18 protein-coding genes are annotated in these 20,589 nt (G+C 65.2%); 9 read left to right on the top strand and 9 right to left on the bottom strand.

What is annotated here, in order from left to right; genetic code table 11:
* Positions 1 to 250: 250 nt before the first annotated feature.
* Positions 251 to 505: a hypothetical protein gene (locus SH412_RS21685; RefSeq protein WP_336520117.1), complete on the top strand. Its 255-nt coding sequence runs from the start codon at positions 251 to 253 to the stop codon at positions 503 to 505.
* Between the two features lie 123 nt (positions 506 to 628).
* Here SH412_RS21685 and SH412_RS21680 read toward each other — a convergent pair whose 3' ends face one another.
* The gene (locus tag SH412_RS21680) at positions 629 to 1,774 is read right to left on the bottom strand and encodes an AAA family ATPase (protein ID WP_336520116.1); all 1,146 of its coding nucleotides are present in this window, start codon (positions 1,772 to 1,774) and stop codon (positions 629 to 631) included.
* A 210-nt stretch (positions 1,775 to 1,984) separates the two neighbouring features.
* Between SH412_RS21680 and SH412_RS21675 the strand changes: the two genes are divergently transcribed.
* Both SH412_RS21675 and SH412_RS21670 read left to right on the top strand, forming a co-directional pair.
* A complete protein-coding gene (locus tag SH412_RS21675; RefSeq protein WP_336520115.1) occupies positions 1,985 to 3,037 on the top strand; it encodes a DUF1559 family PulG-like putative transporter in 1,053 nt (350 codons plus the stop codon).
* A 201-nt stretch (positions 3,038 to 3,238) separates the two neighbouring features.
* The gene (locus SH412_RS21670) at positions 3,239 to 3,559 is read left to right on the top strand and encodes a hypothetical protein (RefSeq protein ID WP_336520114.1); all 321 of its coding nucleotides are present in this window, start codon (positions 3,239 to 3,241) and stop codon (positions 3,557 to 3,559) included.
* A gap of 138 nt (positions 3,560 to 3,697) precedes the next feature.
* Here SH412_RS21670 and SH412_RS21665 read toward each other — a convergent pair whose 3' ends face one another.
* The 5 genes from SH412_RS21665 to SH412_RS21645 all read right to left on the bottom strand — a co-directional run bounded on the left by SH412_RS21665 (position 3,698) and on the right by SH412_RS21645 (position 10,724).
* Complete coding sequence (locus SH412_RS21665) at positions 3,698 to 4,834, bottom strand: VWA domain-containing protein (protein WP_336520113.1); 1,137 nt, start codon at positions 4,832 to 4,834, stop codon at positions 3,698 to 3,700.
* 84 nt (positions 4,835 to 4,918) lie between these two features.
* Positions 4,919 to 6,388 (bottom strand): sulfatase family protein, encoded by a 1,470-nt coding sequence (locus SH412_RS21660; RefSeq protein ID WP_336520112.1) that lies wholly within the window; start codon positions 6,386 to 6,388, stop codon positions 4,919 to 4,921.
* A 300-nt stretch (positions 6,389 to 6,688) separates the two neighbouring features.
* The gene (locus SH412_RS21655) at positions 6,689 to 8,242 is read right to left on the bottom strand and encodes a tetratricopeptide repeat protein (RefSeq protein ID WP_336520111.1); all 1,554 of its coding nucleotides are present in this window, start codon (positions 8,240 to 8,242) and stop codon (positions 6,689 to 6,691) included.
* A 194-nt stretch (positions 8,243 to 8,436) separates the two neighbouring features.
* A complete protein-coding gene (locus SH412_RS21650; RefSeq protein ID WP_336520110.1) occupies positions 8,437 to 9,024 on the bottom strand; it encodes a hypothetical protein in 588 nt (195 codons plus the stop codon).
* A 101-nt stretch (positions 9,025 to 9,125) separates the two neighbouring features.
* Positions 9,126 to 10,724: a type II and III secretion system protein family protein gene (locus tag SH412_RS21645; RefSeq protein WP_336520109.1), complete on the bottom strand. Its 1,599-nt coding sequence runs from the start codon at positions 10,722 to 10,724 to the stop codon at positions 9,126 to 9,128.
* Positions 10,725 to 11,031: 307 nt separating this feature from the next.
* On the opposite strand from SH412_RS21645, the gene SH412_RS21640 reads away from it, so the two are divergent.
* Positions 11,032 to 11,577, top strand: a complete 546-nt coding sequence (locus tag SH412_RS21640) for a hypothetical protein (RefSeq protein WP_336520108.1) — start codon at positions 11,032 to 11,034, stop codon at positions 11,575 to 11,577.
* Positions 11,578 to 11,957: 380 nt separating this feature from the next.
* On the opposite strand, the gene SH412_RS21635 is transcribed toward SH412_RS21640, so the two are convergent.
* Positions 11,958 to 12,392, bottom strand: coding sequence for a hypothetical protein (locus SH412_RS21635; protein ID WP_336520107.1), 435 nt, complete (start codon positions 12,390 to 12,392; stop codon positions 11,958 to 11,960).
* Entirely contained in the window at positions 12,389 to 14,089 is a 1,701-nt protein-coding gene (locus SH412_RS21630) for a hypothetical protein (protein ID WP_336520106.1), read from the bottom strand. Before SH412_RS21630 ends, SH412_RS21635 begins: the two co-directional genes overlap by 4 nt.
* Positions 14,090 to 14,178: 89 nt before the next feature.
* Between SH412_RS21630 and SH412_RS21625 the strand changes: the two genes are divergently transcribed.
* The 5 genes from SH412_RS21625 (at position 14,179) to SH412_RS21605 (ending at position 19,739) form a co-directional block, all read left to right on the top strand.
* Positions 14,179 to 14,925: a class I SAM-dependent methyltransferase gene (locus tag SH412_RS21625; RefSeq protein WP_336520105.1), complete on the top strand. Its 747-nt coding sequence runs from the start codon at positions 14,179 to 14,181 to the stop codon at positions 14,923 to 14,925.
* Between the two features lie 31 nt (positions 14,926 to 14,956).
* Positions 14,957 to 16,000 carry a glycosyltransferase family 2 protein gene (locus tag SH412_RS21620; protein WP_336520104.1) on the top strand — a complete coding sequence of 348 codons (1,044 nt, stop codon included), beginning with the start codon at positions 14,957 to 14,959 and terminating at the stop codon, positions 15,998 to 16,000.
* A gap of 48 nt (positions 16,001 to 16,048) precedes the next feature.
* Positions 16,049 to 17,722, top strand: coding sequence for a hypothetical protein (locus tag SH412_RS21615; protein ID WP_336520103.1), 1,674 nt, complete (start codon positions 16,049 to 16,051; stop codon positions 17,720 to 17,722).
* A 288-nt stretch (positions 17,723 to 18,010) separates the two neighbouring features.
* Entirely contained in the window at positions 18,011 to 19,222 is a 1,212-nt protein-coding gene (locus tag SH412_RS21610; RefSeq protein WP_336520102.1) for a hypothetical protein, read from the top strand.
* A gap of 67 nt (positions 19,223 to 19,289) precedes the next feature.
* Positions 19,290 to 19,739, top strand: a complete 450-nt coding sequence (locus SH412_RS21605) for a hypothetical protein (protein WP_336520101.1) — start codon at positions 19,290 to 19,292, stop codon at positions 19,737 to 19,739.
* Here the strand turns inward: SH412_RS21605 and SH412_RS21600 are convergent.
* Positions 19,733 to 20,542 carry a hypothetical protein gene (locus SH412_RS21600; RefSeq protein WP_336520100.1) on the bottom strand — a complete coding sequence of 270 codons (810 nt, stop codon included), beginning with the start codon at positions 20,540 to 20,542 and terminating at the stop codon, positions 19,733 to 19,735. The two genes, SH412_RS21605 and SH412_RS21600, sit on opposite strands and share 7 nt — an antisense overlap.
* Between the last annotated feature and the right edge of the window lie 47 nt (positions 20,543 to 20,589).

The following is a 20,589-nucleotide window of genomic DNA, read 5'->3' as shown; positions in this document are numbered from 1 at the left end:
TATTCGCCAGCCGGGCCTCACGCCGGCCGGCACGGACCGTCAGCACCGACTCCGGCGAAGCAGCCCTCAACCCGCTGCCTCGCCGGAGTCTTCTGACGGAATTTCGAATCCTCTCTCGAAGCGCGCTCCCCACGTCGCCAGCGCTCGCCGTGCGCGCGGGCGCCGTCGTCGTTTTCGCTCCGTGATCCGTTCCCCCCCGGCCGCCGTTCCCGGAGCAGGCCTCTCGATTTCTCCTCCCAGAGCCCCGATCATGCCCGCCACCTGCACCCCCGAAGGTCAGCCCCTGTTGTGCCGGACCTGTCAGCGGACGGTGATTGTCGAGCCGTCCGTCCTGGCGCGGGACGTCTGCTGCCCGCGCTGCGGCAGCCTTAACTGGATGGCCGAACTGTCGCCGGCCGAATGGGTTGAGGCGCAGACCTGGCTGCGGAGCGTGCAGAGATCATGGTGGCGGAAAGTCTGGGACCGACTGGTCCAGCGGCGGCAGTCGGAAGCCAGTGCCAAGTGATCTGAGCCAGACCGGGGCATCGCGAAGACACTCCTGCCCCGCCCGCCCGCTCGCCCCCTTCTGGCTCTCGACTCTAGACTCTCGTCTCTCGACGCCTCCCGACATTTCCCCGCGCGCCCGGCCCTACGCGACGGCGTGGAAACCGAGCGGACGCGCGTGGCGGGCTTCGTCCAGACGGTTCCGGAATTCCTGCCAGACCCACGGCCAGTCCCAGGCATCCGTTTCGAGATACCGCAGAACCAGGAGCTTCTTCAACTCGTCGATCTCGGCGAACGAGCAGCCGCCGGTCGCCGCGACGACCTCGTCCAGCGGGATCTCGGCGGTGATCTCGCGGGGCCAGGCTTCGACCAGCAGACGACGGCGGAGCTGGGCGTCGGGCTGCGGAAAGTGGATCACCTGGTCGATCCGGCCGGGACGTCGGAAGGCGGGATCGAGCTCGCTCAGGCGGGCATTGGAGGTGAACAGAAACACGACGCCGTGCCGGACTTTGAGGCCGTCCAGCTCGGCGAGGAACAGGCTGTGTTCCGGCGACGTACCGCCAGTCTGGTCGCGGTGACGGAGACCGGCGTCGAAGTCGTCGAACATCACGAAGCCGGGGCTGCTGAGGTCGAACAAAGTGCTGGCCGAGCCGTGCGTGCGATGCGCTTCGAAGTTCTCGACGGTCACGTTCCGCCATTCGTAACCCCGGCTCGCAGCCTCGGCCTGCAGCCAGCGGCAGGCCATCGTTTTGCCGTTGCCGGGATCGCCCATCAGGAGCACGCCCCGTTTGACGGCGATGCCGAACCGCTTGAGGGCGGCTTCGCCCGTTTCGAGGAAACCGATCGTGTGGTCCCAGAGCCGCTTCTGCTCGTCGGGATCCATAATGGGCGAGACGGTCTGCAGAGTCGTTTCGCCAAGCCGGCGGGCGAAGCGATAGAATCGGGCATAGTCGCGCGCGGGGATCAGCCAGACCTGGTTGAACGTGTCGCCGCAGGTGCCGTCGAAAGGATTGGAAAGCCGAAGCGCGGGAATGATGCCGTTGTCGGTGCGGACTTCGACTTCCTGGAGGCCGCAGTCGACCGTCCGGCCGATGGCCCCTGAGTTGAAGGTGTAGATCGGGGGAAGGCCGTCGATGCCGAGCGTGCGCGTGAAGCGACAGCGCTGCTGCACCGCGTTGGACAGCTCCCAGTAGAGCGAGCAGGGGCGAACCGGCTCGCCCAGGATCTTCGCGGCATGTTCGAGGATGAACCGGAGGTCTTCCAGGCCGCGCTGCAGGTTCATTTCGGACATGGTGATGAATCGGGATCCGCGAGGTTTCGGTCGGAGGCAGTCAGGAAGGGACACCGCTGAACAGGGACGGGTTCGGGGGCGGCCGGGGCAAATTCCCGAGGGGAACCGCGCAGTCGGCTCTTGCAGGCCCGGAATTGTTTGCTACACTGCCAAAAATGTTTTGAGCAGTCAAAACCATCCTGGAAATCACTCGAAACAACGGTTTGTAGAATGAGAAACCACCGAAAACCCGCTGGATTCACGCTGATCGAGCTGCTGGTGGTCATCGCGATCATCGGCGTCCTGGTCGCACTGCTCCTCCCGGCCGTCCAGCAGGCCCGCGAAGCCGCCCGGCGAACCCAGTGCAAGAACAATCTGAAACAGCTCGGACTGGGGCTGCACAACTACCACGATGCCCACAACATCTTTCCCCCGGCGTACATCGGCGCAATCGGGACGGCCGGGACCGCGTTCGGCGTGACCTATCCCGACGACAACGCGAACGGACCGTCGGGGTTCGGCTGGGGAACGCTGCTCCTGCCCTACATCGATCAGGCGCCCCTTTACAACAGTCTGGACTTCACGCAGCCCTGCTGGTCCCCTGCCTTCAGTGCCGCCGCCCAGACGAAGCTGGCGGCGTTTCTGTGCCCCTCGGCCGTCGGCGGCAGCGACGGATTCGTGGTGGAACGCTGGACCAGCGGCAGCTCGGCTGCGCCGGCCAGTCCGGTTCCGTTCTCGCCGCAGTTCCGGTTCGCTCACGCGCACTACGTGACCAACGCGGGGATTCATCAGCCGTGGGGTCGGGCCCCGGCCTATTCCAACGACTTTTCGCAGTCCGAGCCGATCCCGGCGACGGGGAAGTCGGCGACGCAGGACGGGCCGTTCTACCGGAACTCGAAGATTCGCGTGGCCGATGTGATTGACGGGTTGTCGAGCACCATCTTCCTGGGTGAGCACACGTCATCGCTGAGCAATAAAACCTGGTTCGGAACGGTGCCTTACGCGGCGACCTGTCCGAAGCCGGGCTGGCCGTCCGAGTGCAACAGTGCCGGGTGCCTGGTGGGGGCGCACAGCGGGCCGGACACGCACGACCATCCGCAGGTCATCATTCACGCGCCGAACAATCCGTTCGGGCATACCGACCAGATGCACGCCGATCACGTCGGAGGCGCCCACATTCTGCTGGGGGACGGGTCGGTCCGGTTCGTGTCGCAATTCATGGACGTCTTCGCGTGGGTCGCGCTGAGCACGCGCAACGGCAGCGAAGTGGTGAGCGAGTTCTAAGCGGACTGCCCGCGGAATGTCCGGAGCAATTTGTTGGTCGGTTGGGTGGCTGGGGACGAGTCTTCGAGCCCCCAGTTTCTCGCCGACTCGCTGGGGGCGGCCCTGAGCGGCCGACCCCAGCCGCACCGATATCAGGTTCCATCGGCTTGAAGCATTGCGCCCGGCGCGCTGTCCGCAGCATCAGCGGAGAAAGGTTGAATCGTGTCCTCTAAGTTGCGGCGAATCGCGTTGCTGGTCCTGGTCGGGCTCTTCGCCGGCTGCAGCGGGACGCCGCAGGTGCTGGAGGATGAAGCGGTCTTCAAAGAGCTGGATGCGATGTTCACGGCCCTCAATTCCCGGAAGATCGAGCTGGTGGAGGACTGCCGGAAACGGTTCAGCGTGCTGAATCAGGAACGGCGATTGTCGGACGCCGGCTATCAGGCGATCGACCGGATCGCCGCCCGCGGCGTCGCGGGGGAATGGCAGCCTGCCGCAGAAGAGCTGTACCGGTTCATCCGGGCGCAGCGGAAGCCGAAGTCGTGAGGAGACGTTGAGGGTTGAGCGTTCAGTGTTGAGCGTTGAGAAACGACGCCGAACGTCGCCACGCAGCCACCCCCAGTCAGAGCCCACGAGCAAGGACGCGTTTCTCTTCCCTCTTCCCTCCTCACTAGCCACTAGCCACTAGCCACTTCTTCTCCGCCGCCGCCCCCCCACAAAGCTCTCCACCACGATGCCCCCCAGGTCATCCGCGTTGCAGTAGGCGGCGACGCCGCCGGTGACGCGGGCCATCTGCTGCACGAAATTGACGAGGTCCAGGTAGAAGTAGTCTTCGATCAGGGCGAAGCTTGAGATATGGATCCCCTCGGCGGCGCAGCGTTTGGCCTCGGCCAGGGTCACGCGCGCGGTCTGTTCGCAGGGGGGATAGATCAGCAGCAGATCGCGGCCTTCCATGTGGGCAGTCGGTTCGCCGTCGGTGATCACGATAATCTGTCGGTTCTGCGTCGACTTGCGCTGCAACGTCCGGCGGGCGAGCTGCAGACCCGCGTGGATGTTCGTGAAGTGCTGTGGCACGAAGCCTTTCGGCTGGTCGAGATTAATCCGCAACCGGACGCGGGAATCGAAGATGCTGACCGGCTTCGGCGCGGAAAGGAGCAGCTCGCGCTCGTTGACGGGGGAGGCGTATGAGTAGAAGCCGATGACTTCAATCGAGTCGCCGCGGTACTTGTCGCGGACGAGGGCCTGCAGGCCCATCGCGACTTTCTTAGCGGCTCCGTATTTTCCGTAGCGAGTCATGCTGCCGGACATATCGAGCAGCACGACCGTCGCGCAGGCCGTCTGATACTCGGTTTCGTGGACGACGAGGTCGTCTTCGGTGATCCGGATCGGCGGGCCGCCCGATTGTCGCTGGATCGCGTTGCGCAGCGTCTCGTGCAGGTTGAGGTTGGAGACGGGATCGCCGTACTGGTAGGGGCGGCTGTCCTCGTGCTGGATCTGCCCCGCCCCGCGGAAGTCGGTGTCGTGCCGGCCCAGCGATCCCCGGCCGCGCACGTCGAAGAGCTGTTCGAGGGCTTTGGTCTCGGTCCGGCGGATGCCGCGGGGGGTGATGCGGTATTTCCCCTCGCTGTCTTTTTCGACGTAGCCCTGCTTGACGAGCATGTCGATGACGTCGGGGTGCTCCTGCTCCCAGTCATTAAGGTTATCGAGCAGTTCGCCGCCGTACTGGTAGAGGTACTCGGAGAGCTTGTCGAACAGTTCGTCGGCGGATTGCGGCGAAAAGGACTGCGAACCGTCCCAGCGGGAATACTCGAAACCGGGCATCAGCGGGCACTCCGGGACCGGAAATTGGTCACGAAGTATTGTAGCCCGCCGGCCGCGTCTGCCGAGTCCCTTCGCGAATTCTCTCTATTGGGCTGGGGCGGCCGGCTGGCGAATGACTTTGGCCAGGACCTCCGGATGCTGCCCGGCGACGTCGGTCTGCGACTCGGGGTCGGTCTGCAGATTGTAGAGGCGGACCTGCTTCGAGTTCGCCGCAACAGCCGCGCGCCAGGGTCCCATCCGAACAACCTGTTCGCCGCTGGCCCCCGGTCGCTTCCAGTAGAGCACGCGGTCGGCCGGCAATTCCACGCCGCCCAGCGCCGGCCACAATGAGACGCCGTCCAGGGGGCGGGGCTTGCGTTGTGCTCGACCGATGTCGAGCAGGGTCGGCAGCAGATCCCAGGCGGCCACGGGATCGTCGCAGACGGACGACTTGGGCGACGCACCCGGGGGAACCACCACCAGCACGCTGCGGAGGGCGTCTTCCGTGAGACTGCCGTCGCCGGCCTGAGGGCTCGATTCACCGGCCAGCAGGATCACCGTATTTCCCGTGAGTTGCGCCTCGTCCAGCCGGGCGAGCAGCCGGCCGATCGCGGTATCCAGCTCTGCTACGGCCGCCCGACGTTCATCGGCTGAGTTGGACGCGCGCAGCGGCCAGGCGCAGTGCAGGAACCAGGGGCGTCGCTCGCGCGGAGGCAGGCTGCGGACGGCGTCATCGGCCAGCAATGGCAACCAGGCATGGGGCGGCTCGTCGGCCGGGCGGGGCTTGACCCGGAGTCGGCCGGTGTTGCTCCAGACGAGTTCCGGGCTCGCGGGAAGTCGCCCCGACGGGACGGCCGGGCCGAACCACTGATCGTAGCCGTGCGACAACGGCAGATCGACGACCTGGTCGGAGGGCATCCGCCAGTGGCCGTTGAAGAGCGTCGTGTAGCCGGCCTGCCAGAGGGCGGACCCGAGCGTGTGATCGTCCTTCTGCAGCAGCAGGTCGGTTTCGCGTCCCGCCCAGCGACCGCTGGTCTGTCCGGTCAGGAGGGACCACCAGGCGACTGCAGGTGTCGAACTTCCCGCGTAGTAATTCGGGAAAGTCGCGCCGCGGCGGACAAGTTGCTGCAGGTTCGGCGTCGACGGGCTGTCGGCCAGATCTGCGGCGTCGAGCTGGCTGACGGTGATCAGGAGTATGTTGACGGAGGGGCCCAGACGGACCTGCCGATTGACCTGGCGCAGCGCGTCGCGGTTCTCGGCCCGGACGCGGTCGAGCAGTTCATCGGCCTCGGTGAGCATCTCGTCGAGGCCCTGCGATTGCCCCGCTTCTTCAAAGACCGACGACGACTTGACCAGCTCGCGGAGGGCGCCGATGACGCCCGATTTCGGGGGCGGAACGGCATCGTCGGGAGGCGTACCCGGATCGGTATCGTTCGAGGACGGAGCGCCCGCGGGAGCGGCCTGGGCGTCGCCGAGGTCGACACGCCGGGCCTCAACGACCTGCGGCGGCTGTCCGCCACAGCCGGCAATGACCAACGCGAGGCAGGCCCGTATTCCGAAACGCAAGACGTTCACTTCCAGCACTCCCACTGGCATCGACGCCAATCGCCAACGCCAGCGGTTCGAACTGGGCAAGTCACGTTCCGACGTCGAGGAGATTCGGAGACGCTCCGGTGGCAGCAGATGCGCGGAACGCGAGTTCGCCGGGCGTTCAAGAATTTGGACAGTCTGTTAACGCTCGTGAGCAGCGCCGTGAAAACGACGAAAACCTCCTGCGGGGGGAGGTTTTCGCGGCCGGGTCGACTGCGGATGTCGATCGGCGATTCCGGTCCGGGATCTGGGTCGGCCCCGGACCGGCGTGTTTCTCGACAGCGATCAGTAGCCGTCAGCGAACTGGCGGGCGTTGTTCTTGAAGGCCGCCAGCGTGTCTGCGGAGGCGAACAGGTAGAGGCGATCCCGGAACCAGGTCGCATGTTCCAGAGAGCCGGAAGTGACGTCTCGACCTTCGCGAACTGCGACCACATCCAGCCCGCCCGCCACCGGAATGTAGGATTCCGGATCGACGTGGAATTCGGCCAGCGCGTCGGGTGTCGCGAAGCGATAGGTCACTCCGTTGTATTCCGCTTCCCAGGCCTCGGCGCCTTCCAGGATCTCCCGGTGGTTCCGCAGGCTGACTGGGCAGTATCCGCCCATTCCCAGAACCGTGGCGGCGGGGATCGCCGGGGTCGGAACGCGTTCGGTCGGCAGCTTCGTCTCAGGAGTCGCAGCGACCTCGGCCGCAACCGGTTCCGGAACTTCAAAGAAGTCTTCGTCCGGCGTCGTGGCGGCGGTCGCCGGGACGGCCGTCGGGGCCAGAACGCGAGTCTGGACTTCGTTGGATTCGATCTGCCAGCCGGATTCGATCGTGACCTGCGCGGCCTCGGGCTGCACGGCAAAGTCCGGATTGCCGGGCTGAATCACGGGCAGTTCGAAGGCATCGTCCGCGGGCGCCGCGGCGACAGCCGTCGGAGCTTCGGTCACGGGCAGCGGCGCTTCGAACTCCTCGGCAGGCATCGACTCGGCAATGACCGCCGGGGCTTCGACGGCCGCGGGAGCTTCGACGAAGACGGTTTCCTGCTGAGGCTCTTGGGGAATCGTCGGGAACGACAGCTCGTTAACCGCCGGTTCCTGCGTGTCCGCCTGGACAAACTCTTCGGCGGGCGACGGCGAGCTTTCGTCCGGGATGAACTGAATCGGAGCCTTCTCGACGGCGGCGGTGGTCTGCACGTCCGGCAGTCTGGGAGCCAGGCTGGCGATCGCCGCTGAGGCCGCGGCGTTGGCCGGGTCAAGTTCGAGGATTTCTTCGAAGCATGCGAGGGCCAGGTCGTCCTCGCCGCGCTGGCGATGGATATTGGCCAGGCTGGCCAGGGCGGCGGGCTCCGGGCTGAATCGCCGGAACAGGGCCAGCGACTCGTCGAACCGTCCCTGGTGACCGTAGACGAGGGCCAGATTGTTGACGGCCCGCTTGTTGTCCTTCTGCTGCGCCATCGCCTGTTCGAGATGCCGGGCGGCGGCGGTCAGATCGCCCCGCAGATATTCGGCATAGCCGGCGTCGCTGAGGATTCTGGCATCCTGCGGCGAGGCCCGGAGCGCAGTTTCAAACTGCTCGGCGGCCTGCAGGTGCGCGCCGTTCCGAGTATAGATGATGCCCAGCCTGTGAGCGTATTCGCCGTTCCGGGGAGACTCCTGCTGAAGCTGCAGATAGAGTTTCTCCGCTTTCTGCAGGTCGCCGTCCCGTTCGGACTGGCGGGCCATCTGCAGCCGCTGATCGGCGGCCTGCGGCGATTTCACGGCCGCCACGGGACGTTGTCCGGTCCCGGAGCAGCCGATCGCCAGCAAGGGCGAGAGCGCCAGGAACGCACCGCAGGCGGCGCGATTGATCCCCATCATGACAGTTCCTTCCCTGGATGGTGCGACCGCAATCCCCTCAAGCCAGATCCCCGCCAGGGCGGGTGATCTGCTGCGGCGCCCGAGACCGATGACTTCTGAGTCCGCTGGTACTGAGAAACCTGCCGATGTCTCTCCAGTTGCGCGGCCCCACGCACGGGGAACGCTTCCCGCGGGTCGCAACTGGCTCGGAGCGGCTAGTAGAAGCCGCCGCCACCCATGCCCATGCCGCCGAAGCCGCCGAAGCCGTTTCCGAAACCGCCCCACGTGCTGAAACCGGTGTTGTAGGCCCGCTCGCCTTCGAATTCTTCGAAGCCCGGAGTGAGGGCCGGAGAGACGAGCACGCGGCTTTCCGCGTCCGGCACGCCCAGAGTCACCAGGGCCTGCACGATCAGGCCGCGCCGCTGCAGGTCGAGCTCCGGATCGTTGTGAATCGGGAACCGGTGCCGCGTCCCTTCCTGAACCGACATCGAACTCGGTTCGACGAGGATCGGGAAGGGAACTTCGGCCGCGCGGGCCGCAATCTGCTTGACGTGCTCTTCGCCCGCTTTATTCAGCTTCGAGGAGTTGCCGATGAATTCGTGTTCGTGAACCACGAAGTCCGAGGCTTCCGCGTTCGTTTCGTGAGTCTGCCAGATCGGGTCGCTGATCGTCCCCAGCGGCTTCGGAGAGTAGTCTCCGAGCTGAGCGCAGTAGTTCTGCCGGAAGTTGCAGCAACCCGTGGTCAGACCGCCCACCACGGCGGAGGCGGCCACGACGGCAGCCAGCTTGTGTGAACGGTGCATGAGTCAAGCCCCCCTTTGGAAATCGGTCCGCGCCGTCTGGAGTCGCGTCCGGTTGAGAATTCCGAGTGGAATACAATCCAGCCCCCCCGGGCTGCCCGCCGCTATTCTGAAAAGCCGTGCGGTCCGTTGATGTAGTAGCAGTCGCTCGACTTGCTCGCCTTGCGGCAGTGCTTGAGATTGTCGCGATACTGCGCCCACACCGTGCTGCGGTGGTGCACTTCCTGCCGGCCTTCGATATGGCCGAAGATGAAGAACTCCAGGTCATCCGGATCGGTGACCTCCATCCCCGGCAGGATCGACGGCGCGTCTTCCGGCTCCATGGCGTGCACGAGTTCGGGACTGACCAGAACGATGAGTTCGGTTTCGTCCTTCGACGTCGTCCGGTTCGCTGTGATGGCGTTCAGAATCGGGATGCTGCCGAACAGCGGGATACGATCCACGCTGCCGCGCTGCTGTTCCTGGAGGAGTCCGGCGATGGCGAGGACCTGCCCCTCGCGAAGGTCGACGGTGGTCGAGACCGATCGCGTATCGAGGCCGAACACGCCGCCGACCGTATTCTCCTTGTTCAGCGTGCTGAACGTGGGGGCGACGTGAATCCGGATCCGATCCTTGTCGAGGACGGTCGGGGTGAACGCGAGCTGCGTTCCGTAGCCTTTGAAGGTCGTCGTCGCCGCCTGGGCGCCGCCGACGCCGACGACGGTCGGGACGGCGAATTCACCGCCCGCGATGAAGTTCGCGGGCTGCCCGCTGAGCGTCACCAGGTTCGGTTCCGCGAGAATTTTCGCAGTCCCGTTGGACGAGAGAGCCGACAGAACAAGATTAAAGCTGCTGTTGTCGAAGACGCCGCTGGCGAGGATGTTCCCCCCCGTGGTGAGCGTCGACGCCAGCGCGATGTCGTCGATATTGAACGCGAAGTTGGACCCGAGCTTGCGAATGGCGGATCGCTTGAGTTCCGCGATCCGGACCTTCAGCAGCACCTGCTTCTCGCCCGGAATTCGCAGCATGTTGACGACGGTGGCGTCCGGCAGCTTCGAGGCGTCCGGGAACGGCTGAGCGGCGTCGCCCTGGGCCGTCCAGGCCCCCTGTCCGACGCCGCCGTTGAAGGCGTTGTTCTGCTGCTGATCCGCGTTCCGGCGGATGATCGACATGATCTGCACCGCTTCCTGCTCGTCGCGAGCCTGGCCGCGGACGATCACCTTGTCGGCGACCGGGAAGAGCTGCACTTTGCTGTTGGGAAACAGCTCGTTGATCATTTCCTGGAGTTCGCCGTATTCCAGGCGACGGGTGTCGTCGACCCCTTCGTCTTTGACGACGTTCACGAGGACGCTCAGGAGCCGGGGCTGATTCTCATCGCCGATCCAGAGGGTCACGGTCGTGCTGCCGACTTCTTTGCCGATGACCTCGACTTCCTTCGCGCCATAGGCGACGAATTCCACGAGAGACGGATCGGCGACCGCGGCGCGATAGACGTCCTGCTTCAGCCGCAGGATTTTCGAGCGCCGCTTCATCACCTTCAGTTCGACTTCGGACGAGAGGACCTCGTCGACGAGATCGGTGACTTTCTCGACGGTTCCCACCGTCGAGACTTGAGCCGGCGGTTGTGCCGAGAGATCGGGGACGGTCCCCGAGAAAATCAGTCCCGCCAGCGTCGTACAAGCCGCCAGCCTCCGTCCCGACCGCCCGAATCGAGCACCCGACATGACAATCCCCTTCCCTGGAGCAGCCGACCTCGGCCCCTGCGAATATCGGCTGGACCGGGCACTCCGCTGACGCGTCGACGGCCGGTCCGCACATGGCTGCCAGGAAACTATCGGTCGTTTCACGATTCGGGATTGACTGAATGTTTCAGTTTGTTCTAACCGATTTTCACAGTGAAGGGGCACGCGTTGGCGTGCTGAGGTGCGTTTCATCCGAACGGCGCAGGCGGACGGCTTGATGGAGCCGTCCGGGTCAAACCTGCCAGCCGGATGCAGTGCCGGCGAACACCACCGGATGGGGGATATGGGGATGAGATTCTCAGCGATGATGATGCTGGCATTCAGCCTGACGGCTGCGCCTGGTCTGGCCCAGGAGATTCCGCCGGCGCCGCCGTCCGATGTGCCGGGGACGCCGGCACTGATCGGCGAGTCGCCGGTCTGCAGCAATGCGGGCGAATATGGCTTTTCGGACGCCGATTGCGACCTGAGCTGCTTCGACACGTACGATGACGCCTGGTGCGGCGCGGGCTGCTGCAACGATTCCATCTGCCATAAACGCTGCTGCTGCCGGCTCGACAGCACTGGCGACATGTATCCCCACTACCCGTATCAGCCGATGTATCACGGCTACTACTACTTCCGTCCGTACAACTGGACGATGGTCGAACGGCAGCGGAGCGCGGCGGTCGCGATGGGCTTCGACATTCGTGCTCCCTACGCCACCGGCCCGGTCTTCGGGGCCATTTACGCAGGTTTCGATCAGGGGGCTTACGCAGAAACCAAAATGTATCTGCCCCGCTTCGAGCCTAAGACTGAAGGCAAACTGCCGGAACTCGAAACATTGCTGCGAAAATAAGTCGGGCTCTTCCGCCAGCGGCTTCGCAATCGCGTCAGAACCCCGGCTCTCACTTCGAGACCCGGGGTTCTGTGCATTGTGCCGTCGCCGAGTTGCGATGCGTGAAAAGGTTCCGGCGGCCCCGTTTCATGACCGGTTTCCCGCCCCCTTCGAAAAGGTTCGCCCGACCGGTCGGGTCGTGAAACAGAGCTGCTGCGCAGCCGACGACCGGCCGCCCGACGCCCCGGATGACGATTCCGGCAGGCGAATGCTCCCGGAACCCGAATCGGGAGTCGCGAACAGAGGATTGCGCCAGTGGAAGTCGCATCGGGATCGCCATTGTCGGGCGAATCGCCGTTCCCTGTCCCCTCACAATCCGAAATCCAGGCTGACGCAATGCCCTACGGAGCGACGGCCGCCGTCTGCTCGCCGGCCGGCAGCGTCGCCCCGTCGGCGAGGACTTCGGCCCGTTCCATTAAATAGGTCTCTTCGCGGCGACGCGTTCGGGATTCGCCGTCGATGTAGAGTTGCTTCTCGGTGAGATTGAGGAATTTCGGACCGACGAACTCGGCGTTGTAGACCGCGACGGACTCGACGCCGGTCCCTTCGTTCTGAGTCTTGATCACCAGTTGCGCCGGCGTCTGATTTCGATCCAGAGTGTACAGGCCGCGCGAGACGCCGCCCCGCGTCACGACGGTCACGTAGTTGTCTTTCTCAAACTGAATGCTCAATTCCTTCGCGGTCCAGCGACCGGTCAGGTCGGGGGGGGCGAACGCTGAGCAGCCCGTCGTCGCCGACAGCGCCGCCAGGGCCAGACACCACAGAATTCGGTTCATCGACGTGTTCCTTGAGAAGGGTCGGCCGGCTGGCCGGCTGTTGGCACTGTGACATGTTGATCGCCGTTCGCGGCCAGTCCGGCGGCGGCGGGCGCAGCTCTGTGGATCAAGATCGATCCCGCCCGAAACACCACCGGGAGATTCCAGGGATACTGCCGCCGGGCGGCGTCGGGAAACGGCGGAGGAAACGAGTCGTCTTTGTGGCGACCGGGGAGGCGGGCCTGCCCCGCCGGCAGTCCGGTCGACAGGAGGTCGGTGACGACGTAGTCCGCGCCGGCGGCGCGGACCTCCTCCAGAATGCTCCGCCTTCGGTTGCGGAAGAACGCCAGGTGCGATTCGAGATATACGTAGCGCGTCGGCGGAAGCAGTTCCAGATCTCGATACAGATAGACCAGGCTGTTGTGATAGCACAGCACGTTCCGATCGTGCGCCCCATGCTCGCGGAGGAACTGCTCGGCCCGCCGCAGATCTTCCCAGTGCGGGTTATGCACCAGGGCCAGACGCTGACGGACTGCGGTCGAGCTTCCCTCCGACCAGCAGCGGGACCAGACCGCCAGACGCTCGGGGCGCAGAACCGGCGAACCGATCAGCGCCAGGGCGAGGAACACCATTGAGGCCGGCATGCGCATCGGCCACGCGGGCCAATCGCCGACCCACAGCGCGACCATCACGAACGACAGCACGACGACTGGCAGGTAGACGTAGTCGAACTGGTGCTGCAGCCAGAGCGATTGAGCCAGCCAGCCCAGCCAGATTGCGGCCAGCAGGGCGTGCAGATGTCGCTTGGCCGCGTGCGACGGCGAGCCGTCCCGGTCGCGGAACGGAGCCGTCAGCCAGAGCACCGCCGGGACAAACGCGGGCAACACCAGCAGGCTCCACGGAGCGAGACGAAACGCGGCGCCGAACAGACGGACGAGCCGCCAGTGCTCGCGTCCCGCCTGGAAATACAGGGGATTCCACTCCCGCACGGTCGACCAGAACGGTTCCCAGGCCCCCGTGGATGCCAGCCAGGCGATTCCGGCGAGCCCCACGATTCCGCCGCCGACGAGCAGTCCGACCAGATCCGTCAGGACTCGTCCGGGCTTCCGGACCAGCAGCGCGGCGAGCAGCCACGCGGCGAATCCCGGAATGGCGATGTAGGGTTTAATCCAGAAGCCGCAGGCCCAGATCGTTCCTTCGAGGAACGCCCAGGCTGCGATTGATCGCGCGGTTGCCGAGTCGGACAGCAGCCGGGCGATCTGACGCTGGCGCAGCCAGACGCCGCCGATCGCCCAGGGGAGAAGCCAGCCGTCGCGCTGGCAGTGGATCCATTCCGTTTGTGAGACGTAGCACCAGACGCAGCCGGCCACGGTCCAGGCGGCCAATGCGGGGCGGACGCCGCCGGCCTTGAACCACGAGTACAGGAGCGCCATCGCCGCGCCCCAAATCGCCAGGTCGGCGATCCGCAGGACTTCGGAGCGGAAACCGCCGACGGTTCGCACGAGCATGTGCAGCCAGACGACGCCGGGCAGATTCGGTTCCAGCATGTCACGATAGAGCACGCCCCCCTGCAGCACGTTGGTGGCCTGGAGGTCGTAGTATTCGGCGTCGTTCGTGAGGGGCAGGCAGACGAACAGGGGGCCGGCGACGACCAGCGTCAGGACCAGGGCCGTCCAGGCGGCCCATGGACGCGGCTCCCGAGAGGTCAAACCTGGCATAGACTTGTCCGACTGGTACGCCGCGTGCGTTTCCGTTGCGTTCAAGTGTTCCGTCTCCCCTGTTCTGAACCGTCCTGTCGGAAGCCGCCATGACCGCCACGATCACTCCGATGACGTCCGCCCATCTGCAGGAATTGATCGATCTCGAAGAGCGTTACTGGTGGCACATTTCCAAGCGCCGCCTGGTCGGCAGCCTGTTGCAGCGGTTCGCCCCTCCCGCGGGAAATCTCGTGGAAGGGGGAGTCGGTTCGGCACGCAACCTGCGCGAGTGGGAGCAAATGGGATACCGGGCCGAAGGATTCGACCTGATGCCCGAGTCGGTCGAGCATGCCTGTCAACGCGGTTTGACGGCCCGCGTTCACGATCTGGAACAGCCGTGGCCCGTCGAGTCCGGAAGCTGTCGCGCCGTCGTCCTGCTCGACGTGATCGAGCACACGGCGCATCCCGAAACGGTTCTGCAGCATGCAGCGGATGTACTGGCGCCGGGCGGGTGTGCAATCGTCACCGTGCCGGCCTATCCGTCGCTTTACAGCCAGTGGGATCGGCTGCTGGGCCACTACCGTCGCTACACCCGTCACGAACTGCGCCGCGAAGCGCGCGAAGCGGGGCTCAGCGTCGAGTGGCTGTCGCACTGGAATTCCGTATCACTGCCTCCCGCTCTGTTTCTGCGAACCCTCGAACGATTGACGGCCGGGAGGAAGGAGTCCGAGTTCCCGCGGGTCTCGTCGTGGCTCAACGCCGCCCTCTGCGCGGCGCTGACTCTGGAACGGCGGTTGCTTTCCTGGGTCCGTGTCCCCTGCGGACTGTCTTTAGTGGCGGTTTTGCGGAAATCCTGATGCCGTCAGGCAACATTGAGGTCGACACGTGATGCCAAATCGCCCCCCACTTGCGGAAGTTCTGGCGTCCGTCGTCCTGCCTGTTTTCAACGAATCCCAGGTTTTGCTGCGGCTCGTCGAAGCGGTCGACGACGCCTTTGCCGACCTCCCCTGCGACTATGAAATCGTCTTCGTCGACGATGGGTCCACCGACGGATCCGCCGATCTCCTCGACGACCTCGCCGCCGACCATCCGGAAATCCGCGTCGTCCATTTCTCGCGGAACTTCGGTCACCAGGCCGCCGTGCAGGCGGGACTCGTGCATGCCTCGGGGGACCTGTTGATCGTCATGGATTCCGACCTGCAGGACGACCCGGCGGCGATCCCGCGCATGATCGAACAGTGGGAACAGGGGTTCGACGTCGTCTACGCCGTCCGGACCGAGCGCAAAGAATCGTGGTGGAAGCGTTCGCTGTTTCATGCCTTCTATCGCGTGCTCAACGCGATCTCGAACACCCCCATCCCGGCGGACGCCGGGAACTTCGGCCTGATCGATCGCCGCGTCGCCGAGCAGGTCGCCCATCTGGTCGACTGCGACCGGTTCTTTCCGGGCCTGCGGCGCTGGGTCGGCTTCCGCCAGACGGGCATTCTGGTGGAGCGGCTGGCGCGTTACGACGAGAAGCCGCGCGTTTCCCTCGCGGGCCTGTTCCGCCTGGCGAAGACGGCGATCTTCTCGTTCTCGACCTTCCCGCTGACGATCTTCTACATCTTCGCCGGGCTGTCGCTGTCGGTCTTCGTCGCCGTGACGCTGTTTGCGTTGTATCACCGTCTGGTGACCGGACTGGCGATTCCGGGCTGGACATCGATCACGCTGGTTGCGGCGTTCTTTGGCGCGCTCAACGCACTGGGGATCGCCATCCTCGGCGAATACGTCACCCGGATCTTCGATCAGGTCCGGGCGCGGCCGCAGTTTATCGTCGCCCGGACGGCGAATCTGGAGGATTCCCACCGCCCGCGAATCGGCGGCGGAGTCCAATTCGACGCCCCTGTCTCGTCCGACATCGCCTGGACCCGTCGCGCCAGGGCCTCCGTCTGATCGCGGCCCGCTGACGAATTGCACGCTTCACTTTTTGCCGAGGCCTCCATGCCAGCGATTCATGACCCGGTGACGACTACGCCTGCCGTCGAACTGACTTCGGTCCTCGACGCCCGCTTCGCCGTTTCGCTCAAACACCTGCTGGCGGTCCTGTGGTTCTCCGCGTTCTACCTGTATTACGCGTTCATCCCGATTCACCATACGGACATCTGGGGCCACATCGCGTACGGCGAGTGGATGCTGTCCCACCGCGCGCTCCCCGCCGAGGATCCGTTCGTGACCCTTGCCGGCGGCGTGCCGATCACCTGCACGGCGTGGCTCGGACAGATCGTTTATGCCGTCGCCGGCGAACTGGGCGGGGTCGAAGGATATCCGTTCCTGTTCGCCCTGCTGTCGCTGATCACTTATCTGGTCGTCGCCCGCACGAGCTTCCTGCAGACCGGAGGCTTCGGCCTCGGCGTCGGACTGTCGATCTTCGCGTGGCTCCTGAACTTCTCCCGCCATCGCGTCATCCGCCCCGAAGCCTTCGGCCTGCTGGCCTGCGCCGTCCTCCTGTGGCTCCTCGTCCGCGATCGTCCCTGGAGAGCGATCCGCGGAGCTGGCGAATCCGGTCCCCGCTTTGGCCTGACGACCTGGATCGGCATGCCCGTAGTCTTCGCCCTTTGGGCGAACCTGCACGGCTCGTTCATCGTCGGACTGCTGATTCTGGGCTGCGGCCTCGCCGGTCGCGCACTGGAGGTCGCCTGGATTTCCCGCGGTTCGCTCCGGGCCATCCTGAGCGACCGCGAGCTGCGGAGCTGGCTCTGGCTGACCGAGCTGTCCTTCGCCGCCACGCTGCTCAATCCCTACGGGATGGACCTCGTCCTGAATACGATCATCTTTCCGAGCAATCCCAATCTGAATGACGTGGTCGAATGGTTCCGGCCCGACATCATGTCGGTCGAAGGACTGCTGCTCGCCGGCTCGCTGGTCTGCTGGATGGTCCTGCTGCGGCACAGCCGCGTTCCGGTAACACCGGCCCAGGTGCTGCTGATCGGCGGGTTCGCGCTGCTGGTGCTGCTCCGCGTCCGGATGATCGCGTGGTATTCGATGATTTTCGTCTACGTCGCCGCCCCGCACGTCGCCGATGTCTCCGCTCGCTGCCGCGCCTGGCTGCATTCGCTCGACCTGCCGCACGCGGACCTCGGCTGGGCCGGGCCGTCGTTCCGCTATACCGCGATCTCGCTCCTGCTCGTCTGGCTGGCGTTCGTTTTCTCGCCGGCCTCGACGCCTCTGTTCGGGGGCAAACCCCGGACGGATCGCCACCGGTACTCGCACGAAACGCCGCTCGCTCTGACGAAGTTTCTCAACGAGCATCCTCCCGTCGGACAGATCATGAATCCGCAGTGGTGGGGGGACTGGCTGGCGTTCAAGGGTCCCAGGGATCTCCAGGTCTTCATGACGACGAATGCCGTGCACGTTGCGCCGCGTCGCGTCTGGCTGGACTACCTGGCCCTCGCCCGCGGGGACGAAGGCTTCCAGCGCCGGCTGGACCGCTATCGCATCAACACGATCATCGTTCACAAGGAACTGCAGGCGCCCGCCGCCCGCCTCGCCCGCGGCCTGACCGGCTGGAAAGTCGCGTATGAGGATGATCTGGCCCTGGTGGTCGAGCGAGTGCCCGATCAACCCACCGAAGAATCTCCGGCCGCTGAAGCGACCGAAACCGCCAATGTCGAATGAAGACGAGAGAAGACGTTCAACACCTCGTTCCCAGGCTCCGCCTGGGAACACCATCTTTGGACGCTCAGCGTCCTCTGTAGCTGGCGCCTGGTTGGCTGTCGGATGTCAGACGAGGCGGAGCCTCGCAAGAGGGCGTTCCCAGGCAGAGCCTGGGAACGAGGAAATCTTCGAAGACCCTCACCCTGGCCCACTCCCACTGAAGACAGCGGGAGAGGGGACAAGACGAGAAGACGTTTCTGCTCTTTTCTGCGAAGCCCGAAGCCCGATACCCGAAGCCCGGATCCTCCCATGCCCGCTCCCCTCTCCTACGCCCGCGCCGGTCTGCTCCCGTTCGTTGCGCTGCAGATGGCTCTCTGCGCCGCAGGGGGGGCCTGGGCGGTCTCGCGGTACAACGTCCATCGGCACTTGTCGGACCTGCCGCCGTTCCGGAATGAACCGGCGGTCGTCGCGCCGCTCCGCGACGATCCCGACATGGTCTCCGACGAACGGTTGACCGCCATCCTCGACCGCCTGCAGCCGCGCCTCCGCGGCAAGCAGCCCAAGATCAACTTCGTCGATCACGCCCTCCGGTTCTGGGGCGTGAAAGCGGAGTTCGCCGATCCGCAGGCCCTCTCGGGCGCCGAAATGCGCGAACTGCTGCTCGATCACCGCGCCTTCGCCGACGCCTGGGGGCCCAAGACAGAACCGTTTCTGATTCCAGATACTCGTGGCGTCGGCGTCCGCACCCAAGAGGGACAGGCCACCGCCAGTCACTTTGACCACACCATCGCCGGGCTCGGCGAAGTCGGCACGCCGCTCGATTTCCCGGTCATCACTCCGCAAGGGGAGACCACGCTCCGGGCGATTCTCGAACGGTCGGTGAAGACGTTCAGCCTCAATCAGACCGAGTATGAATGGTCGACGCTCGCGTTCGCCCTGTACTTCGCCGACGGCGAACCGTGGATGACGACGGAAGGCCAGGAGATCACTTTCGACCGGCTCGCCGACCGTATTCTGCGCCAGAGGCTGGCCCAGGGGGTCTGCAGCGGCCAGCATCGGCTCCACTCGCTCGTCATGCTGCTCCGCATCGACGCCGAGGATCACCCGATCCTCTCGACGGAAGCCCGGCTGCGGATCACGAAGCATCTGCAGGACGTCACCGCCCGCCTGGTCCAGACGCAGAACGCCGACGGTTACTGGGACATCGACTGGGCCGGGGTCGAGCCGGAAGGCCCCGCCCGATCGGGACGCGGACCGTATGGACCGTTGTCGGATCGACTGCTCGTCACCGGTCACGTGCTGGAATGGTGGGCCCTGGCGCCGGACGAGATTCTCCCGGACACGAGCGTCCGCGTGAAAGCTGCGAGCTGGCTGTGCGATACGCTCCAGAGCCTGACCGACGCGCAGGTTCGCTCCTACTACCCGTTCCTGACGCACGCCGGTCGGGCGCTGTCGCTCTGGCGCGGCGTCGAGGCAGCCGACTGGGTGGCGGCGCATCCGGCGGGAGCGAAACCGGAGTAGTCACGGACGCCGGTGCGGATTAGGCTGCGGCGAGCCACGTTGCCGTCGACCCCGGTCTGGTCCAGTCATGGCATTCTTGATTCCCCGGAAGCCGATCCGTCCGGCCCGCTACCCGCTCTGCTTGGGGCTGGTCCTGGGGAGCATCGCCTATTGCGCCATCAGTCTCCAGACGCTGCCGTTTCTCAACAGCTTCTGGCTGGGGGAACTCCCCGTCTTCGCCGTCTGGCAGGGTCCCAAGACGACACTTGCCAAATGGATGCTCGCACACGCCGTGCAGCCAGTCATTGTGCTGCTCGGCCTTTCGCGTTCGGCGTCGCCCGACTATACGCTCGGCCGGCCGTATGGCATGGCGCTGGCCTATCTGGCACCCGCGTTGTTCGTCGCCGCGCTCGTGACGATCCGCACGCGTCTCGAGCGCCCGCATGGGATCCTGCTCGGATTGCTGCTGTGTCTGGCTGCGCTCGACTATGCGATGACCATGCTGTTCGCGAATGGTCGATTCCTGACGATCTATTGATCGCCTGCGGGACGATCGGCAGAAACCGGCGCGGTCGGCGGAGCCCCCGCGCTCCCGGTCAGCCAGCTCTGCCGCCCCGCGTCCGACACCACCTGATCCAGAATGACCATTTTCTGCCAGATGCTCCGCGACAGCCCGCTGGTCAGGTCTGCGAGTTGATCGACCGACTCCAGCGCCACCGGGTCGGGAAAATCCTGCACGTAAATCGCCCCCAGCTTGCTCACCAGCGACAGCAGCTCGTTGCAGTAGTCGAGGTAGCGATTCAGCATGAACGGCGAGAGGGTCCGCTTGGGCGACGACGGCGTCGCCGGTCCGCCGCGGAGCGTCGATTCCGGGTCCTTCGTCAACTGATGCATGTCGACGATGTGAGCGATGGCGCGGAGTTCGCGAAACGCCTCCAAGGCCCGCTGCCGCTTCCAGCGCAGTTCCAGCGACGCCAGGAACAGCATCGCCGCGCCGAGGAAAACCAGACTTCCGAGGCCGGCCTCGAAGACTTGAACGAAGTTCTCCGGGTCGAACAGCGCCCGCAGATGTTCGCGGTCGAAGTGCAACTGGCTGATCAGCATCCCCAGCACGACCGCCAGGAGCGACATTAGCAACCCGATCCCGATCCGCAGGCCGATGTTCGGCTGCCGGATCTGCTGGGCCCGGACGACCGACTCGCGGGCGATCTGGTGCAGTTCCGCGGCGACGCGGACGAGTCCCGAGTCGGGGAACCGCTCGTGAATCCGGCGTTCCAGACGCGCCACCGTCTCGACAATCTTGTCGGCCTGCAGCGTACGGTAGGGGCCCGGTTCGGGCATCAAGGCGTCCTGTCTCAGGGCCTGTTCACGCTTCAACTCACATGAGT

The sequence above is a fragment of the Planctellipticum variicoloris genome (assembly GCF_030622045.1).
GTDB classification, from domain to species: Bacteria; Planctomycetota; Planctomycetia; order Planctomycetales; family Planctomycetaceae; genus Planctellipticum; species Planctellipticum variicoloris.
The sequence above is the reverse complement of the archived record's forward strand: the minus strand, read 5'-3'. Positions and strand labels throughout refer to the sequence as shown.

Bases quoted from the DNA above. Each gene is read 5' to 3' on its own strand.
- SH412_RS21685 (WP_336520117.1), top strand. From the start codon at position 251: ATGCCCGCCACCTGCACCCCCGAAGGTCAGCCCCTGTTGTGCCGGACC.
- SH412_RS21680 (WP_336520116.1), bottom strand. From the start codon at position 1,774: ATGTCCGAAATGAACCTGCAGCGCGGCCTGGAAGACCTCCGGTTCATC.
- SH412_RS21675 (WP_336520115.1), top strand. From the start codon at position 1,985: ATGAGAAACCACCGAAAACCCGCTGGATTCACGCTGATCGAGCTGCTG.
- SH412_RS21665 (WP_336520113.1), bottom strand. From the start codon at position 4,834: ATGCCCGGTTTCGAGTATTCCCGCTGGGACGGTTCGCAGTCCTTTTCG.
- SH412_RS21655 (WP_336520111.1), bottom strand. From the start codon at position 8,242: ATGATGGGGATCAATCGCGCCGCCTGCGGTGCGTTCCTGGCGCTCTCG.
- SH412_RS21650 (WP_336520110.1), bottom strand. From the start codon at position 9,024: ATGCACCGTTCACACAAGCTGGCTGCCGTCGTGGCCGCCTCCGCCGTG.
- SH412_RS21645 (WP_336520109.1), bottom strand. From the start codon at position 10,724: ATGTCGGGTGCTCGATTCGGGCGGTCGGGACGGAGGCTGGCGGCTTGT.
- SH412_RS21640 (WP_336520108.1), top strand. From the start codon at position 11,032: ATGAGATTCTCAGCGATGATGATGCTGGCATTCAGCCTGACGGCTGCG.
- SH412_RS21635 (WP_336520107.1), bottom strand. From the start codon at position 12,392: ATGAACCGAATTCTGTGGTGTCTGGCCCTGGCGGCGCTGTCGGCGACG.
- SH412_RS21630 (WP_336520106.1), bottom strand. From the start codon at position 14,089: ATGCCAGGTTTGACCTCTCGGGAGCCGCGTCCATGGGCCGCCTGGACG.
- SH412_RS21625 (WP_336520105.1), top strand. From the start codon at position 14,179: ATGACCGCCACGATCACTCCGATGACGTCCGCCCATCTGCAGGAATTG.
- SH412_RS21620 (WP_336520104.1), top strand. From the start codon at position 14,957: ATGCCAAATCGCCCCCCACTTGCGGAAGTTCTGGCGTCCGTCGTCCTG.
- SH412_RS21615 (WP_336520103.1), top strand. From the start codon at position 16,049: ATGCCAGCGATTCATGACCCGGTGACGACTACGCCTGCCGTCGAACTG.
- SH412_RS21610 (WP_336520102.1), top strand. From the start codon at position 18,011: ATGCCCGCTCCCCTCTCCTACGCCCGCGCCGGTCTGCTCCCGTTCGTT.
- SH412_RS21605 (WP_336520101.1), top strand. From the start codon at position 19,290: ATGGCATTCTTGATTCCCCGGAAGCCGATCCGTCCGGCCCGCTACCCG.
- SH412_RS21600 (WP_336520100.1), bottom strand. From the start codon at position 20,542: ATGCCCGAACCGGGCCCCTACCGTACGCTGCAGGCCGACAAGATTGTC.